This is a genomic window from Acinetobacter lwoffii (assembly GCF_024129595.1).
Lineage (GTDB): Bacteria > Pseudomonadota > Gammaproteobacteria > Pseudomonadales > Moraxellaceae > Acinetobacter > Acinetobacter lwoffii_O.
Window position 1 is genome coordinate 47,487 of the sequence record NZ_JAMXXS010000011.1, and the last position, 14,434, is coordinate 61,920.

Genomic DNA, 14,434 nt, shown 5'->3' on the forward strand with positions numbered 1-14,434 from the left:
CTTATCTTATACCGCTTATTGCTTAATTAACAAAGAATTAAGTCAACTGAGCAGCAGCAATTTTCTTCGTATCAACGTCTTTAGCGGCGTTAGTATATTCGCTCATCTTGTCGAAGCTTAAGTATTGATAGATGTCAGCTGACATGCTGTCAATTTGAGCTGCGTACTGTTGGTATTCTTCTGGAGAAGGCAATTTACCCAATACAGCAGCAACAGAAGCAAGTTCAGCAGAAGCCAGGTAAACGTTAGCACCTTGACCTAAACGGTTCGGGAAGTTACGCGTAGAAGTCGATACACAAGTCGTGTTCGGAGCTACACGTGCTTGGTTACCCATACATAATGAACAACCTGGCATTTCAGTACGCGCGCCAGCTTTACCATAAATGTTATAGAAACCTTCTTCCATCAACTGATGCTCGTCCATACGCGTAGGTGGAGCAATCCACAAACGAGTTGACAACGCACCACCTGGAACTTTCTCAAGTAACTTACCAGTCGCACGGAAGTGACCGATGTTCGTCATACAAGAACCAACGAATACTTCGTCAATTTTCGCGCCTTGAACATCAGAAAGAAGTTTCGCATCATCTGGATCGTTCGGGCAGCAAAGAATAGGTTCTTTGATGTCTGCAAGATCGATTTCATACACTTTCGTGTATTCAGCATCAGCATCAGCTTTGATCAGGCTTGGGTTAGCCAACCATTTTTCCATGTTCTCAACACGACGAGCCATAGTACGCGCATCGCCATAACCTTCAGAAATCATCCACTTCAACATGGTGATGTTTGAACGAAGGTATTCAGCAACTTTCTCTTCAGAAAGCGTGATAGAACAACCAGCAGCTGAACGTTCAGCAGAAGCATCAGAAAGTTCGAATGCTTGCTCAACAGTCAGGTCAGTTTCCATTTCTGTTAAGTCGATCTCAAGGATACGACCAGAGAAGATGTTTTTCTTACCTTTCTTCTCTACAGTTAGGTCACCTTCCTTAATTGCGTAGTAAGGAATTGCATGTACAAGGTCACGTAGCGTGATACCAGGCTGCATTTTACCCTTGAACTTCACAAGTACAGATTCAGGCATATCTAGTGGCATAACACCAGTTGCTGCAGCGAACGCTACAAGACCAGAACCCGCCGGGAATGAAATACCGATTGGGAAACGAGTATGCGAGTCACCACCAGTACCAACAGTATCCGGAAGAAGCATACGGTTTAACCAAGAGTGAATAATACCGTCACCTGGGCGTAAAGACACACCACCACGGTTCATGATGAAATCAGGAAGCGAGTGTTGCATTTGAACGTCAACTGGTTTTGGATACGCAGCTGTATGACAGAAAGATTGCATAACAAGGTCAGCAGAGAAACCTAGGCAAGCCAAGTCTTTCAATTCGTCACGAGTCATTGGACCTGTTGTATCTTGCGAACCAACAGTGGTCATCTTAGGTTCACAGTAAGTACCTGGAAGTACACCTTGACCTTCAGGAAGACCACAAGCGCGACCAACCATCTTCTGAGCTTGAGTGAAACCTTTGCCAGTTGCAGCAGGTTGAACCGGAGTACGGAACATTGTAGATACTGGAAGACCTAAAGCTTCACGAGCCTTAGTCGTCAAACCACGACCAACGATCAGGTTAATACGACCGCCAGCACGTACTTCGTCTAGAAGAACTGGAGTTTTAAGTTCAGCTTCAGCGATTTGCGCGCCGTCTTTGAACGCAGTTACTTTAGCAGCAGCGTGATCGATCTTAAGAACGATTTCATCGCCCATGTTCATGTTGGCAACATCGATCTCGATCGGTAACGCACCAGCATCTTCCATCGTGTTGAAGAAAATTGGAGCGATTTTAGAACCTAGGCAGTAACCACCGTCTTTTTTGTTCGGGATGTGTGGAATGTCATCACCGAAGAACCAAAGTACAGAGTTAGTTGCAGATTTACGAGATGAACCTGTACCAACAACGTCACCAACGTAAGCAACCTGGTTGCCTTTCGCGATCAATTCTTTAATTTGGTTAAGTGGACCCACTTCACCAGGAACTTCTGGATTGATCCCGTCACGTACGTTTTTCAACATTGCATTTGCGTGCAATGGAATGTCTGGACGGCTCCAAGCGTCTTGTGCAGGTGACAAGTCGTCAGTGTTGGTCTCGCCAGTTACTTTGAAAACAGTCAGTTTGATTTCTTCAGGAACGTCTTTACGGCTAGTGAACCATTCAGCTTCAGCCCAAGACTGCATCACTGCTTGAGCATTTGTGTTACCCGCTTTTGCTTTATCAGCAACGTCATGGAATGCATCAAATACAAGAAGCGTTTTTTTCAATGCTTCAGCTGCAAGTTCAGCAAGCTCAGCATTGTCTAAAAGTTCAACTAAAGGCGCTACGTTATAACCACCAAGCATAGTACCTAGTAAGTAAACAGCACGTTCTTTAGAAACGAGTGGAGAGGTTGCTTCGCCTTTTGCCAATGCAGCTAAGAACGCAGCTTTTACATATGCAGCTTGGTCAACACCTGCTGGTACACGGTTTTCAAGCAAATCTACCAAGTATGCTTCTTCACCAGCTGGCGGGTTTTTTAGTAGTTCAACTAATGCAGCTGTTTGGGCATCGTCAAGTGGCTTCGGTGGGACTCCGAGTGCGGCACGTTCTTCAACGTGTTGGCGGTAAGCTTCTAGCACAGTGTTATTCCTCTTTTTTAAAAAATTACTTATGAATTCCTGCTTATTCTAAGCTTCATAAATAATATGGACTCCGAAATTTTACTAAATTTCCAGTTAAAAGTTAATGCAACTCAAGTGTTTCTTCGTGATGCTCGTTATTTTATAACTAAATGATGCTCTTAATGATTATTCCATAATCAGTTCCAGCTTACACCACACGAAACAAGCCCATGAATAGGCCCTTTTAACTGAATTTAATGCATAAAAAAGGCAACCCTGATGTTGCCTGATTTGAAGTTAAAAAGATACTCCACCTTAGTGTACAGTGGTCGAGTTTAAATACTGCTGATATGAGTCTCGGCAGCCTTGGAATTTCACCACGCATTCATCTTCATAGGTGCTACTGTGATTATTGCTGGCAAAGGAAATATCAACCTGATAAAGCTTTTTATCTTGTTCTAGTATCTTCTTTAAAACGACTTTGTCACCGACGCTGAGTACATAGCGACTGCCGCCAATAATGACCACACCCTCTTCATCTTCCAGCAGCAGATCAGAATGATGCAAATATCTTACGACTTCCATATTGTGCTACTCCTCGGTTAATTGGAGTTAAATTCATTATTCAATATAAAGATAAGTATTTCTATATTTTAGATTTAGAAATTGTCACAACGTGTACATTTTGCTTAGGTTATTTTTATTATTTAGTCTTTTGAAGATGCTTATATTTAAATACGTTTAATGGGAAATATGGGTTGGATAATTTTATCCAGATATAAAAAAACCGTTCCTTAGAACGGTTTGTAATCTGGTAATTCATCATGCGGTGTCGCAATACACTTTGCAGTAAATTCAGCGCGGACTTTTTCACGGGCTGCTTTTACATCTACCTTAATCTCTTCGGCTGGAATCGCATAGACTTCATCAATAATATTCAGGATAAAACCTTTGGTGGTTTCATCATCGATCTTGTTGGCATGCTCGATTGCTTTTTCTTTCTCAATCGCATTCTGACGATCCAGCATAATGGTACGCGCCGCATTACCGACACTTCGACAATAACCTTGCCACTGCTCTTCAGGGGTTAAGGGTTTCTTCTCGGCACAACCGGCCAGCGCCAGCATAAACGATAAAGCCAATAACTTTTTCATGAATTTCTCCTTCCGAGGGGCAATATAAAAGATCGGGGAAGATTTGTCATTTCAAAATGCCAGTTGTATGGAATTAAAAAAAACCCACTCATGGGCTTTTTCATTTTGTGTGATTAACCACATGAAGCCTGAATAATCTTTTTGCTTGCAGGATCTACGGTTACAGTCACCCGTTCTTCGCGATAATCCATAGTCACCGCTTGACCCGGCTCGACCATACGTACAATTTGTGCCTTGGTTTTCTGCTTGATTTGCGCTTCAGTCAAATTGGACTGACCGACCAATGCTGTCGCCTGATCAGCAATACATTTAGGTTGATTCATGTGTAGTAATTCCCACTCCTCGACCACCTGACCATTCTTTAAATGGCAATATCCGACCTGACCATTGCTTTCAGTACGAATCTCAAGTTTGCCACCCTGATTGACACAATAAGCGCTTGCAGGATTCGCTGAACCTATTTTAGGAGCATCCGTCTCAGATTGAGGCGTAGTGGTACATGCGCTTAGAGCGAGAGCCAGTAAACCGAACAGCATTGTTTTTTTCATGAGAGCCTATTCTTCTTCAATAATTCTTCACCAATTTAGCATATTTCCTGGTCCTTGCCAGACACAAGTCTGTGTACATTTTTAACCGTGCTTTTTCATTAAAGAATGGAAATAACACCTTTATGAATTAAGGACTTCAACGCTATAAACTCTCTCAATGAACAAGATAAACAGAAGAGAAGAACCTCTCCATAATAAGGAAATGTCGGACGAATCGCCTAAACCAAGTGATTATGCATTTTAATAGCATTACATTGTCATTACATCATTCAAATATGACTTCGCTTTTAGATTTGTGATCTGTGCTGGATTGATTTAATATTTGATTGAATTTTAAACTTTCTATTGGCATGACAGACGATCCTCAACTCTCCCTCAAGGAATATCTTGCTACGGTTCAGGAAGTGGTCAAACTCACTTTCGACACACCGGTATGGGTCAAAGCCGAGATTCGTAATTTAAGTATTAAAGCAGGCCATTATTATCTTGAGCTAGCAGAAAAAGAAGCCGACAGCGATCAGGTGATTGCCAGTTGCCGAGCGACTATCTGGAAATTTAGTGCCCAGAAAATTGTCACGCAGTTTGAACGTGAAAGCGGAATTGAGCTGAGTCGTGATTTGAAAGTGCTGATTAAAGTCAAAGCTAATTTCGATCCGCAGTATGGTTTTTCTTTAAATATCGTTGAAATTGATTCAGGCTATACCTTAGGAGATATTGCCCGGCGTTATCAGCAGATTGTTGAGCGGTTAACGACTCAAGGACTGATTCAGCGCAATAGAAACTTGCCCAGCCCTTTTGACCTGAACCGGATTCTGGTGATTGCTCCCGAAAATGCAGCAGGCCTGGGAGATTTCAAAAAAGATGCCGATGCACTACAGCATGCGCAGGTGTGTGAGTTTGTCTATCACAGTGCGACTTTTCAGGGAAATACCGCCCCGCAAAGTATTATGTACAGTCTGGCGCAAGCGCTCAAACAATGGGCACAGACTTATAATACCGCACCGGATCTGATTGTGATTATACGAGGGGGTGGCGCAGTTAATGATCTGGCTTATTTGAATGACTATGATCTGGCTGCCCTGCTTTGTAAACGTTCGGTGCCGGTCTGGGTCGGCATCGGACATGAAAAAGACCGCACTATTCTGGATGAAATTGCGCATCGCTCCTTTGATACTCCGAGTAAAGTCATTGCAGGAATCCGCAATCATATCTTTGAACTGACCCAAGATGTCCTGAATTATCTACAACGGATTCAGCGTTTATCCCAGCAACAGATTCAGGCTTATCAAAATCAGAATGATCAATTTTTGAAACTGATTCAAAGTCTGGCCAACAACCAGATTTTGGATGCACTGCAACGTCTGCAACAGATCAAGGCCAATACTGCCAGTCTGGCCCAGCAGCATACCCAGCTGATTAATCAGCAGCTTGATGCCTTAATGCGGGAAACGCTACTACAAAATCCTAAACATGTTTTATCCAAAGGTTATGCCATCGTGCGCCAGCAAGAACATGTGGTTGCCTCTATTCAACAGATTCAGTCCAGCGATCTGGTTGAAGTCGAATTACATGACGGCATTTTTTCAGCACAACTTATACAGGTACTTCCTCATGAATCATGATACTTTGAGCTTCCAACAAGGCTATGACATCTTGAAAAAGAATGCGGAACTGCTCGAATCTCAGCAAGAACCGGATATTGATAACTTGATGAAAATCGTGGAAGAATCCATGACTGCTTATAAAGCTTGCAAGGCACGGGTTGACGCGGTTCAAACTGCGTTAAATGAGACGTTTAAAGATTAATTGCACCCCATTTTAAATATTTTCTTAGGCTATTCTGCTAGATTAAATTGACATAAAAGCTCTCATGAATGAGGGCTTTTTTATTAAGTGTAAAAAATCATTTCAATGAATAATTAAATTTTCTAGATGGGGATTTTGATCAATCCGCTCAATTCCATATGGGAAAAATTGTATTTTCATTCTCATCCACCAGACGATAAAAAAGCCCAATATTAAATTGGGCTTTTTATTACTCTTCAACTTCTATCGGATCACCGTCTTCAGGACGAATATGACGAGTCCCATCATCCGCAGGATCAACACTAGAACCATCTTTGGTAATAGCATTGTACATTTCATCCTCTTTCTTATCATCGATAAATTCTTCATCTTCGAAATCTTGAGGTTCACTATCGTTGTCGAAGTTTAAAGGCTTTTCTTCATCTATCATGGCGATCCATCACTTATTTAACTAATAAAATATCATGCTCAAATATTTGAAAGATTCATTCAATAGTCAACGATGATCATTTGTGTAACTGAATAAACACAATAGTAATTGGAACTTTACTTTTCTATCAACAAAAAAATGCCTCCTTAGGGAAGGAGGCTGAAATTGGAAAGAAACTACAGCGATAGAATCTATTCATGCATTATATATAAACTTATAATTTATACATTAGCATAATATTACATTAATTTTTCAATTAAAAAGCCCACTTACTTTTTCAAATAAGCGGGCTAGTGCTGTAGTCATTTTCTTCATATTATTTGCGTTTTCTTGTTTTCGCAAAACGAATATAGCACTGTGAATTTACCAATAAAGTATAGAGAGTATTAATAAACTGTTTTCTTACATTTGCTTTAAGTTACTTTTCGTTCAATAAGCTATACATATTAAAAAAGCCCATCTTTCGATAGGTCTTCCCCTTTTCACTTTTGCGCTGATTCAGGTATGTTGTCAAAGTGAGTAACGACTAGAGAATAAGCAAGCTATTGATAAAAATATATAAATAGACCATTAGGGTCTGTTAAGAATTACCGAGAGTTAATTAAACTCGCGCACAATTGAATCATGGCTTCAAAACTCGTATCTGTTTTACAACTACGCATCGCTATACGTTTAAATTCTTTTAACTTACAGAAATAGTTTTCAATGAGATGACGCCATTTATACATAATCGTATCAAATGCTCTCATTACTTTTCGATTAGATTTGGGTGGGATCACCACTTTCACTTTACGTTCATTTAGTTCTTGAATGAGCCAATCTGCATCAAATGCTTTATCTGCTAGTAATGCTTGAAAATCAACATCTTCAATTAAAGGTTTGGTTTCTACTAAATCGTGATATTGACCAGGCATTAATCGAAACTTAATGAGTTTGCCTAGACTATCCACTAAGGCAAGAATTTTACAGGTCATTCCACCTCGAGATTTACCTATAGACTGTTTGAAAGTCCCCCTTTTGCACCTTGCCCATGTCGATGAACTTTAACAATCGTTCCATCAATCATGGCGTATTCCAAATCAACATCTTCATTTACAGATGCAAAAATAGTTTCAAATACACCAGCTTTCACCCAGTCACGGTATCTTTTAAAGACGGTATTCCATTTACCAAAATGAGGAGGTAGATCACGCCATGGACTGCCTGTACGGGCAATCCATAGGACTGCTTCTAAAAATAATCGATTATCTTTTCCACTACGACCTCGATCGGTCACTTTACCTAGGCAAAAAGGTTCCATTTTTGCCCATTGGGCATCAGTAAGTATGTATCTATCCATAGTACTATTATAAATTAATCAGTTGCCTTTGTTAATTCTCAACAAGCCCTAGTATAAAAAAAACTATGCTTGTTAAATTGATTGACGATTTTAACCTTCAACGACACCTTATAGCTGACTTAATTTGCTAGACATATAAGTTAAAAATAACGTCTTATCCTGAAAATCAGGCATTTCAAACACCCAAAAAATGTAATTTTTAGATCTCAATTTAAGTTTTACATTCACGGCCTTTACTTGAATTATTACATCCTCATGCTGCATTTCTGCGAATAATTCTAAAATCAGCGCAAAGAATCTCAGTTTGTTGACTGTGTTGTATTTTGTTGGTTTATATATTCTCAAGGCTTCAGAATATATAAGCTCGCACCATTCATTTCCATCTTCATCATCCATTAGCTCTCATTTAATTATTTAAAATAGATCACGAGGTAGGTTTATAACATGATGGCTATAATTAAACTGCTTTTAATCTGAATATTAGAATTATAAATTTTTAGAAAATAAAAAAGCCCATCTTCCGATGAGCCTTTTTGGAAAATATATCGTGAAGAACTAAGCTGCAAATTCTTGCAGTACAAATCGTTTTACACTTTCATCAAAGTCAGGTTTTGAAAGAGCAAGCTTGCCATTTTTCATAGTTTTATAACAATAACTCGCTGCTACTCCCATACCAACCAAAGTCAACAACTTCATTGCTCACCTCTTTACTGGGAAGATTTGAATATAAAGTTATCATTCAAATTTGTAGTTTTCCAACTCAGTTTCGATTGTTTTCTGTACTACATGTTAATGAATGTATGAATAATAAATGAAAACCTGCCGCATGCTGAGTTTGCTTAAAGTCCTTCAACTAGTGGTTAATTTGCGTATCTATCCAGTTAAGGAAATTTTCCTTATTACTGAATTCTGGCATAGACCCTAAATTTATAGTCTCTTTAGCCCCAAATTTTCCAGCGACAGTATTCGGTGCTTGAACTCTGAAATCCAGAGGATCACTTTCATGTAGAGTTCTAAAATATTCTACCGCTTTATCAAATTCACTTTTATCCTTAAAACCTGGTCGTTCCTTTAAAAAGTCATAAACTTGTTCTAGAGCTGATAGATAATTATTTTTAGGCATTCTGTTTTCTCTAAAATGATGAGTTTTATGATGAAGACCTATTTTGAATGAATAATGATAAGAATATTCCCTTATTTCTTAGAGTTTATGTAAATCATGATGATTTGAGAGTTAAATCCAAATTCTGGAATAACCTGATAAAAAAATGAGCGTAAACATACACTCATTTTTACTACATTTTCTAGTGCATGCTTAACTGACTGGCATTGCTTTAAAATAAGGCCTGTTTTTTTGAACTAAGTGCAAATGCCGGCTGCTCTATCAGCAAAGATTAGATGCACTTTAAATGCGCCAGTTTAAGGTTCAAGCCTAATTAACGCTATGAATATCAAGTTCATCATTGGTGGTCAATACAACAGAAGCCAAAATTGGGATGCCCAAAATGAAAGGTACAGCGAAAATCCATAGAACTACGGTTACGTCCGGTTTAAAGAAAAATTGAATGGCTAATGCAGTCAAAATAAGTACAGAAAATAGAATCGCAGCAAAACGGATGATAAATTTAGTCGACATGCGAAGATGCTCTTATGCGTGAAATCGTATTTTCAATATACACCTATTTTTATTATGGGTTTATTGATTTTCAGTCTGTTATTGCATGTTTTAATTGATTTTCTATATGTGATAACTGAATTATACGACGATCAGTTTTCTTTACCCTGAAGTCTCATCCTAAATTCTTTCTCTACTCGTGATTTCATTGTCGTATATATAGAGGGATTGAATTCAGACATTAACGCTTCTGCTGATCCATAAATCAATCTACTGTATGACCAATAAAATTTGTGTGCTATCTCAAATTAAAAAAGCCCTAAAATTAGGGCTTTTTTAATGAGATTAGAATCGCCAATTATAGAACAAGTCAATCGCACGTTCTAAAGACTGACTCGCTTCCAGATACAGTCGCTGATTTACCTGATAACGTAAAGTCAGCTTATTCACTGGTGTGAATACCCCGACCCCATAGCGAAGATATAAATCAGGCGTAATATAACCAGTCACAGAAACCTGGGTATCATCTCCTGTACCTTGAGCATCCAGAGCTAGACCAGTTAAGCCAAAACTGCGCCCGATCTGGTTGGTCAGTGCGCGGGTGCTACCCAAGCCCAAACTAATCCCCGCAGCAGCGATCGTATTATTCACATCGGATCTAAATCCTTCAGCCTGGCTTAAACCAGATACACCCTCATTAACACGACCGGTAATCAAGGCATTCAAGGCTTCCTGTTCTGACAAGCCCGCATCATTATAAATCTGAATACTTGGACTCGATGCCGTCCCTGTTACCCGTACCCCGACCGTACTACCCTGAACCGATTTATTAGCATCAATGTCCAGTGTCGGATTGGTAAGTTCACCATTAAAACGGGCGATAGCACGATTCAGGTCCAGACTTTGGCCATAGGCTTCGATTTTCACTCGTTGTGATACCCCAATTGCACCATTGGCACGCATTGCGGTTTCCAGACCACGCTGTGACAGATTGACTCGACCCAAGAGTGGAATACGACTGTCAAAGCCCTGGAAAATCACCTGATTGCCTAAAGAAACAGCAACATCTGCCCGGATATCCCAAGGACGTGCAGACTTCAAGATCGCCAGCTGATCATCACCTTCATGTACGACACGTACATCTGAAGATAAACCGACTACAGGTTCTGAGGCTTCAGGCATTGAAATCAGCGCACGCGGTACATCGACTGTGCCACTCAGACTCAGTTTTTTATTAAATGGATACATGTCCAAAGTCAAATCAGGTGTCACTACAGCGGTAATTAATGGGGCCTGACGAATCAGCAGATTGTCCCCTTGCAGTTTTAACTGCACCCGCGGATCACCTTTCCATTCCACAGAACCGGTTAATTTGCCCACACCACGGCCACTGTTAAATGCGCCATTGATGCTGGCCGAATTCTGACGTATGGATGAATAGAGCTGTACATTGGTCAAATTCACCGGTAGGGAGATCATGCTGATTGAAGCATCTTTGACACGAACCTCACCTTCAAGCAAAGGATCCGTTAAAGTTCCGCTAATTTTTCCGGCATAAGATAAAATCCCGTCCAGATTACGGATGTCCTGAATAAATGGCTTAAAGACTTTGAGCCGTACCTGGTTAAAGGCAATTTCGCCACGCATCGGTTTACTGTCACGGTATGGATCAATGATGACATTGGCATAGCCGGTTCCGATATCCGGGGTTTTAACGTCCAGCCGAAGTTGCAAGCCATCTGCCACGCTTTTTGCCACCAGACCGACTTCATCATATTTCAGTGTAGAACCCAAATAATCTGGATCTTCAGAAGATAAGCCTACCACACCATTACGCGTCACCAGACGCGCGTCGATTTTAGGTTTGGCGCCTTGTGCCCAAGCAGCCTTGGCATAACCATTGACTTTACCCGTCAACGCCAATCCATCAGGCAGGAATGCACTGAAATCTTCCAGATCAAGGTTTTGGGTAACAAAAGAGGCATTGCCACGGGTTTTATTAACCCGAATCGGCTGATCAAAACATAGCTGGCTTTGCTGACTCATCCAGCAATGAGCACCGATGAACAGATCCGATTGAGCACTGTTATAAATCACTGCTGCATTTTGACGCTGCACCAGACGAGCACGTAAAGAGTCGAAATCACCTTTTTGAATCTGACCCAGCCAGTTATTTTGGGCATTAAAGCCACCGGCGAGCTGCACAAAGAATTTTGACAGGCGGTTTTCTGCCTGCACTTTGAGAATGTGCGCAGCACGGGTACCGGCCAGTGATATCTCACCGCGTACAATCTCGCGTGAACCGCTACGCAGGCGATCCATTGTCGCGGTCAATAAGGTTGGTGTGCTTTGCGATGTTGGCAACTGTCCGCGAACACGAACTTTCTGCACACTAAACAGGTTTTTAAAGGCAAAGTTGTCGATAGACAGGTTGGCTGAAGCCTGCAATCGTGGCTGCGCCTGCATATTGATATAGCCCTGCGCACGACCTCTTAAGCCTGGATACAATTCAAACAGAGCCGGCGCATTGACTTTCAGTTGGAGATTTTGTGCATTACCGGTCGCCTGAATCTGGTTGCTGGCATAAGACAGGAACAAGTTATTGGCTTCAAACTGCTGTGGTACAAAACCGCGCTGGTTCGAATTAATGATGACCGATAAATTACCCGTGCCACGTACCGGTTTGTTATTCAGCATACCGGCCAGATTTAAGCGTTGAATCTGAATGCGTTTTAAGGCATCTGACCACACCCCTTGGGTTTGCACATTGCCTGACAATTCGCCTTTCAGTTTGGCATTAAAATATTGCGGCTTAAAGCGGATTAAGGATGCGTTGATATCCCAGCCAATGCCATTCGCCAGATTGACCAGACCGCTGGCATTAATCTTGCCAGCCACACCATCATGTCGGAATTCATTTATCTTCAACATTTCCGGGGTGCCTGAAACGCGCAGTTTCAGCATACCCTGACTGGCTTTAAGCTGGCTGGCATTTAAAGCACCATCATAATTGACCGCGTAACCTTTAAATCCGCCACCCGCTTTTTCATTATGGAATAACAAGGCAATGGTGCTGTTTCCGGTCAAACGTACGGTTTCATTTTGCTCCGCCAGTCGTCCGGTCAGGTCAACACTATTCAGTTTAATAATCTGCTGATTCGGTTGCGCATAACCATTGGCTTTAACCTGGCCATTCAAACGATCTACCGGTGAAGCTGCCGCAATACTTTGGGTATTCAAATTTTTGGCATTTAATACTGCGGCCCATTTTAACTGGCGTTTTTCCTGTGGCAGTTCAATCCGTGCATTGCCGCTTAAGCTGCCTGCTGCATTGGCGCTGTAATTAAAGCTCGGGACATTCAGGATATTTTTGTTCAGATTGAGCTTGGCTTGGTACATGCCTGCAGGTAGAATTCCTTCTTCATGCTGCTCGACTTTAGTCGCCACATGAATATTCTGCTGACCTTCGACCAATGCCAATTTGACATCGCCAGACTGACTGCTGAGCCAGCCCACATAAGGTACGGCGCGATCAATATTTTTCCAGGCAACATCCAGCAGCATCGGCTGCGCTTTATTGTCTTTGACCGGGTTTTGATCCAACTTCAGCTTCCAGCTTTCATAACGGTCGAAATCAACCAGTCCAGTAAGGTGCAGGCCATTTTCCAGGTTACCCGCAGAAGCAATATTCGCATCCAGACTTGGCGGCAAGAAATCTTGTACGACTTGCGGAATGCGCTCATGTTTAGGATCAATCCCGTTCAAACGCCCAGCCAGATCCCAGCTGACCCGATCTTTCCAGCCCACTGTCCCGGCAAGGGTGACTGCGCCTTTCATCAACTGACCATTTAGGTCGGTAATATTCAGCTGATTGACCAGATCGGTATACATCACCGCACTATACTGACCTTGTGGAATATTTTCCCCAATCAGGTCAGTCTGGACGTTCAGGTTCAGACGCTTGATATCGCCATTAAACTCGGCAATACCGTCTTTGGTAAACAGTTTCTGTTCGGCCAGAATAGGCCAGTGATAATCCTTGAACTTCAACTCGCCGCGCATCGGTACCTGAGGACGCATCGGATGCACGATAACCCAACCCGTTAATAAATCAGGTGTATTGGTCGCTACGCCAGCCTGAATCGTGTCCAGTGTTCCGCGTGCCCGCACCTGAATATCATGAATATTCAAGCTGTCTCTTAAAGAAGGCAGATTGACGATGCCTGTGGCATCTAGAGGATATTTGCCTTCAAACTGCATTTTACCCGTGGCTTCACGTACCGACAGATAGCCCATGTCCATACGGGAATCTTCAAAATTTAATTCGGTACCAGACCAGAGTGCCTCATTTAGTTCAATATTATAGAAATCGACTGCATTGGTCTGGGTTTTAATCACCAGATGATCGAGTAATAGATGATCAACGCGCAAGATAAAAGGCAAACGGATAGCATTAAACTTGAACGGTTCGCCCGTTGAAGGTCGCTTGTTAATAATTTGCAGATTGAGGACATCGGCTTCAGTCAGATGAATTTCTTTTTTGACAATCGCGCGCCAACCCAGCTTGACATCAGCACGATCAATTTTGACATCGACTGGTTTCAGGCTGACCAGCACATTTTTAAGAATAATTCCGCGCCATAAATTGCCGCCTTCATATTCATATTGAATAATTTGCTGGCGTTCCAGCACCTGATCCAGCAGAAATTTACTGCCCTGATTGGTCGAAAACAGTAGAGCCAACACAGACAGCAGAAAAATCAGCGAAAAAAGCACCGACAATAGGATGCTTCTGAATATACGGCGCTTTTTCGGCACAACGCTATCTTGTGGTTCTTGTTCTGGCTGTGGTTGGTTCTCGACCATGATCTACCCAAATAACT

The 14,434-nt window shown here is 41.7% G+C and carries 13 protein-coding genes; 2 read left to right on the plus strand and 11 right to left on the minus strand.

What is annotated here, in order from left to right:
• Positions 1-37: 37 nt before the first annotated feature.
• The 4 genes from NI466_RS07455 to NI466_RS07470 all read right to left on the minus strand — a co-directional run bounded on the left by NI466_RS07455 (position 38) and on the right by NI466_RS07470 (position 4,361).
• The gene (locus NI466_RS07455; protein ID WP_253173224.1) at positions 38-2,677 is read right to left on the minus strand and encodes a bifunctional aconitate hydratase 2/2-methylisocitrate dehydratase; all 2,640 of its coding nucleotides are present in this window, start codon (positions 2,675-2,677) and stop codon (positions 38-40) included.
• A gap of 297 nt (positions 2,678-2,974) precedes the next feature.
• On the minus strand, positions 2,975-3,244 hold the full coding sequence (locus tag NI466_RS07460) for a hypothetical protein (RefSeq protein ID WP_004645372.1): 270 nt from the start codon (positions 3,242-3,244) through the stop codon (positions 2,975-2,977).
• A 209-nt stretch (positions 3,245-3,453) separates the two neighbouring features.
• Positions 3,454-3,813, minus strand: coding sequence for a hypothetical protein (locus tag NI466_RS07465; protein ID WP_005103441.1), 360 nt, complete (start codon positions 3,811-3,813; stop codon positions 3,454-3,456).
• A gap of 113 nt (positions 3,814-3,926) precedes the next feature.
• Entirely contained in the window at positions 3,927-4,361 is a 435-nt protein-coding gene (locus NI466_RS07470; RefSeq protein ID WP_253173225.1) for an I78 family peptidase inhibitor, read from the minus strand.
• Positions 4,362-4,711: 350 nt separating this feature from the next.
• Here NI466_RS07470 and xseA point away from each other — a divergent pair, with 350 nt between their 5' ends.
• A complete protein-coding gene (gene xseA / locus NI466_RS07475) occupies positions 4,712-5,983 on the plus strand; it encodes an exodeoxyribonuclease VII large subunit (RefSeq protein ID WP_253173226.1) in 1,272 nt (423 codons plus the stop codon).
• Complete coding sequence (gene xseB / locus NI466_RS07480; RefSeq protein ID WP_005252116.1) at positions 5,973-6,167, plus strand: exodeoxyribonuclease VII small subunit; 195 nt, start codon at positions 5,973-5,975, stop codon at positions 6,165-6,167. The genes xseA and xseB overlap by 11 nt, the downstream gene beginning before the upstream one ends.
• A gap of 229 nt (positions 6,168-6,396) precedes the next feature.
• Here the strand turns inward: xseB and NI466_RS07485 are convergent, their stop codons facing one another.
• The 7 genes from NI466_RS07485 to NI466_RS07515 all read right to left on the minus strand — a co-directional run bounded on the left by NI466_RS07485 (position 6,397) and on the right by NI466_RS07515 (position 14,417).
• Complete coding sequence (locus NI466_RS07485) at positions 6,397-6,597, minus strand: hypothetical protein (RefSeq protein ID WP_004278753.1); 201 nt, start codon at positions 6,595-6,597, stop codon at positions 6,397-6,399.
• Positions 6,598-7,184: 587 nt separating this feature from the next.
• Positions 7,185-7,936 (minus strand): IS5 family transposase gene (locus NI466_RS07490; protein ID WP_152568228.1). Its coding sequence is split into 2 segments (ribosomal slippage): positions 7,185-7,600 and positions 7,600-7,936, totalling 753 coding nucleotides; the frame shifts between segments, so codons are not numbered across the junction.
• 108 nt (positions 7,937-8,044) lie between these two features.
• Positions 8,045-8,332 carry a hypothetical protein gene (locus NI466_RS07495; protein ID WP_004278754.1) on the minus strand — a complete coding sequence of 96 codons (288 nt, stop codon included), beginning with the start codon at positions 8,330-8,332 and terminating at the stop codon, positions 8,045-8,047.
• Between the two features lie 159 nt (positions 8,333-8,491).
• Positions 8,492-8,632 carry a hypothetical protein gene (locus NI466_RS07500; protein ID WP_004645377.1) on the minus strand — a complete coding sequence of 47 codons (141 nt, stop codon included), beginning with the start codon at positions 8,630-8,632 and terminating at the stop codon, positions 8,492-8,494.
• 157 nt (positions 8,633-8,789) lie between these two features.
• Complete coding sequence (locus tag NI466_RS07505) at positions 8,790-9,059, minus strand: hypothetical protein (protein ID WP_004278756.1); 270 nt, start codon at positions 9,057-9,059, stop codon at positions 8,790-8,792.
• 309 nt (positions 9,060-9,368) lie between these two features.
• The gene (locus NI466_RS07510) at positions 9,369-9,572 is read right to left on the minus strand and encodes a hypothetical protein (RefSeq protein ID WP_004278758.1); all 204 of its coding nucleotides are present in this window, start codon (positions 9,570-9,572) and stop codon (positions 9,369-9,371) included.
• Positions 9,573-9,896: 324 nt separating this feature from the next.
• Complete coding sequence (locus NI466_RS07515; protein ID WP_253173227.1) at positions 9,897-14,417, minus strand: translocation/assembly module TamB domain-containing protein; 4,521 nt, start codon at positions 14,415-14,417, stop codon at positions 9,897-9,899.
• Between the last annotated feature and the right edge of the window lie 17 nt (positions 14,418-14,434).

What these genes read in the sequence shown, in the direction of transcription:
- NI466_RS07485 (WP_004278753.1), bottom strand. Translation starts at nt 6,597, where the DNA reads ATGATAGATGAAGAAAAGCCTTTAAACTTCGACAACGATAGTGAACCT.
- NI466_RS07505 (WP_004278756.1), bottom strand. Translation starts at nt 9,059, where the DNA reads ATGCCTAAAAATAATTATCTATCAGCTCTAGAACAAGTTTATGACTTT.
- xseA (WP_253173226.1), top strand. Translation starts at nt 4,712, where the DNA reads ATGACAGACGATCCTCAACTCTCCCTCAAGGAATATCTTGCTACGGTT.
- NI466_RS07460 (WP_004645372.1), bottom strand. Translation starts at nt 3,244, where the DNA reads ATGGAAGTCGTAAGATATTTGCATCATTCTGATCTGCTGCTGGAAGAT.
- xseB (WP_005252116.1), top strand. Translation starts at nt 5,973, where the DNA reads ATGAATCATGATACTTTGAGCTTCCAACAAGGCTATGACATCTTGAAA.
- NI466_RS07465 (WP_005103441.1), bottom strand. Translation starts at nt 3,813, where the DNA reads ATGAAAAAGTTATTGGCTTTATCGTTTATGCTGGCGCTGGCCGGTTGT.
- NI466_RS07515 (WP_253173227.1), bottom strand. Translation starts at nt 14,417, where the DNA reads ATGGTCGAGAACCAACCACAGCCAGAACAAGAACCACAAGATAGCGTT.
- NI466_RS07495 (WP_004278754.1), bottom strand. Translation starts at nt 8,332, where the DNA reads ATGGATGATGAAGATGGAAATGAATGGTGCGAGCTTATATATTCTGAA.
- NI466_RS07500 (WP_004645377.1), bottom strand. Translation starts at nt 8,632, where the DNA reads ATGAAGTTGTTGACTTTGGTTGGTATGGGAGTAGCAGCGAGTTATTGT.
- NI466_RS07470 (WP_253173225.1), bottom strand. Translation starts at nt 4,361, where the DNA reads ATGAAAAAAACAATGCTGTTCGGTTTACTGGCTCTCGCTCTAAGCGCA.
- NI466_RS07510 (WP_004278758.1), bottom strand. Translation starts at nt 9,572, where the DNA reads ATGTCGACTAAATTTATCATCCGTTTTGCTGCGATTCTATTTTCTGTA.